A 2008-nucleotide genomic window follows, 5' to 3' on the forward strand; every position below is an offset into this window, starting at 1 on the left:
CTGAGAGGGCGGTTCGTGACTTTTTGAGTAGTTCTGTGGTCGCCTGATGGTGTAGATGTGGGCGGAATCTGCTGGTCCGCCGCCTGCGGTCTGTTGGGGTGGCGGGGTGAGTGGACGCAAGCTGTATCCGAGTGACTTATCGGACGAGCAGTGGTCGTTGATCGAGCCGGTGATCACCGCGTGGAAGGACCGGCACCGCTCGGTCAGTGGCCATCAGGGCGCCTACGCGATACGGGAGATCGTGAACGCGATCCTGTACCAGACCAGGACCGGCTGCCAGTGGGCCTATCTCCCGCACGATCTTCCGCAGAAGAGCGCGACGTACTACTACTTCGCGGCCTGGCGGGACGACGGGACCGACCAGGTCATCCATGAACTCCTGCGCTGCCAGGTCCGTGAGCGGGCCCGTCGATTAGAGGACCCGACCCTGGTGGTGCTGGACACCCAGAGTGTCCACGCTGCTGCCGGGGTCCCCGCTGCCACGACCGGCCGGGATCCGGCCAAGCGGGTGCCGGGCCGCAAGCGCGGGCTGGCCGTGGACGTCCTCGGCCTGGTCATCGCGGTGGTCGTCCTTGCCGCGAACACCCACGACAACGCCGCGGGCATCATCCTGCTGGACCAGGTGGCCGAGCACGCCGGCGGAACCGTCCGCAAGGCACTGGTTGACCAGGGCTTCAAGAACCAGGTGGTCCTGCACGGCGCCAACCTGGGGATCGACGTCGAGATCGTCGAACGCAACCCGCAGGACAAGGGGTTCGTGCCGCAGCCGAAGCGGTGGAGGGTCGAGCAGACCTACGGGATTTTGATACTGCACCGGCGTCTGGTCCGCGACTACGAGCACCGCCCATCGTCGTCCGCCTCCCGCGTCTATTGGGCGATGTCCCACGTCATGATCAGCCGCCTCACCGGCGCGAACACCTCCACCTGGCGCGAAGAGCAAGCGGTGACCGCGTGAACATCCAGCCCCTGCTCGACGCGCTCGGCATCCAGGAGGACGCCGCCCGGTCCCTGGCCGACGACCTCCGCACTCAGATCGACGAACTGCGGGATCGGCTGCGGGAGGCCGAGACCCACCTCGAACACCTCGCGATCACCCGGAAGACCGTCACTACCCTCGCCGACCGGATACCCGTCCAGGTCGGCTCACACGACCTGCCCGAGCACCCGGACTACCCCCGCATCCTCACCGTCTTCAACGAGGCCACCGGCCCCCTCCGGGCCCGCGACGTCTGCCAGGCCCTCGACCACGAACTGCTGCCGAAAAATATCGAGGGCACCCGCGCCAAGCTGAAACGCCTGGTCAAGCTCGACATCCTCACCGAGGTCGACGCCGGCAGCTTTACCAGGAAGCAGTAGCGGCCAAGCACCGCGACCAGCGGCCCTGCCCCTGACCCACCCGGAAATGGACATCAACTCACGCTCTCCCTCTCACTGCCATGACGACTGCGCGACGTGGCCCAGACGTGCGGGCCGTCGATCCGCCGAATCTGCGCCACCGATAGCCTGCGTCATCATGACGCGCGCATGGATCCTGCCGATGTTGCTCCTGGTCTGCGGCTCGCTCGTTGCGACCGCGTTGGTGGTCAGAGGGTTTCCTGGCGCTGCCGTTCCACTACTGCTGATGTTTGTCCTGCTCGCGGGGCTGAACTCGCCGCTGGCGTTCCCACGGTCGATCAGTGCGGTGGAAGCACAACGACGCAGCGCGGTCGACGGCCGACCGATCGTCTACTGGAGGGCTGGCTGCAAGTACTGCCTGCGCCTGCGGATCCGGTTGGGCGGCAGCGCCCACCAGCTGCATTGGGTCGATATCTGGCGCGACCCGGCTGGGGCGACGGCGGTAAGGGCAGCCAACGACGGTGACGAGACCGTGCCGACTGTCGTGGTCACGGGCCAACCGCACGTCAATCCCGATCCCGAATGGGTGCGCGCACAGCTCTCCCCATCCACGTGAGCGGTCCTGCTCCCGCCTCACTCGGAAACGGACATCAACTCACGAACCGCCCTCTCA

3 protein-coding genes are annotated in these 2008 nt (G+C 66.5%); all 3 read left to right on the forward strand.

The annotated features are described in order from the left end of the window. Positions 1-106: 106 nt before the first annotated feature. The 3 genes from ACRWNP_RS37030 to ACRWNP_RS37040 all read left to right on the forward strand — a co-directional run bounded on the left by ACRWNP_RS37030 (position 107) and on the right by ACRWNP_RS37040 (position 1951). The gene (locus tag ACRWNP_RS37030; protein ID WP_431969390.1) at positions 107-955 is read left to right on the forward strand and encodes an IS5 family transposase; all 849 of its coding nucleotides are present in this window, start codon (positions 107-109) and stop codon (positions 953-955) included. After that, on the forward strand, positions 952-1356 hold the full coding sequence (locus ACRWNP_RS37035; RefSeq protein WP_431969392.1) for a hypothetical protein: 405 nt from the start codon (positions 952-954) through the stop codon (positions 1354-1356). Before ACRWNP_RS37030 ends, ACRWNP_RS37035 begins: the two co-directional genes overlap by 4 nt. 157 nt (positions 1357-1513) lie before the next feature. Continuing rightward, positions 1514-1951 carry a glutaredoxin domain-containing protein gene (locus ACRWNP_RS37040; RefSeq protein ID WP_431969394.1) on the forward strand — a complete coding sequence of 146 codons (438 nt, stop codon included), beginning with the start codon at positions 1514-1516 and terminating at the stop codon, positions 1949-1951. The last annotated feature ends 57 nt before the right edge of the window (positions 1952-2008 follow it).

Source organism: Actinacidiphila sp. bgisy160 (assembly GCF_965342435.1).
Lineage (GTDB): Bacteria > Actinomycetota > Actinomycetes > Streptomycetales > Streptomycetaceae > Actinacidiphila.

Coding starts and splice junctions, on each gene's coding strand:
- ACRWNP_RS37040 (WP_431969394.1), top strand. CDS start 1,514: ATGACGCGCGCATGGATCCTGCCGATGTTGCTCCTGGTCTGCGGCTCG.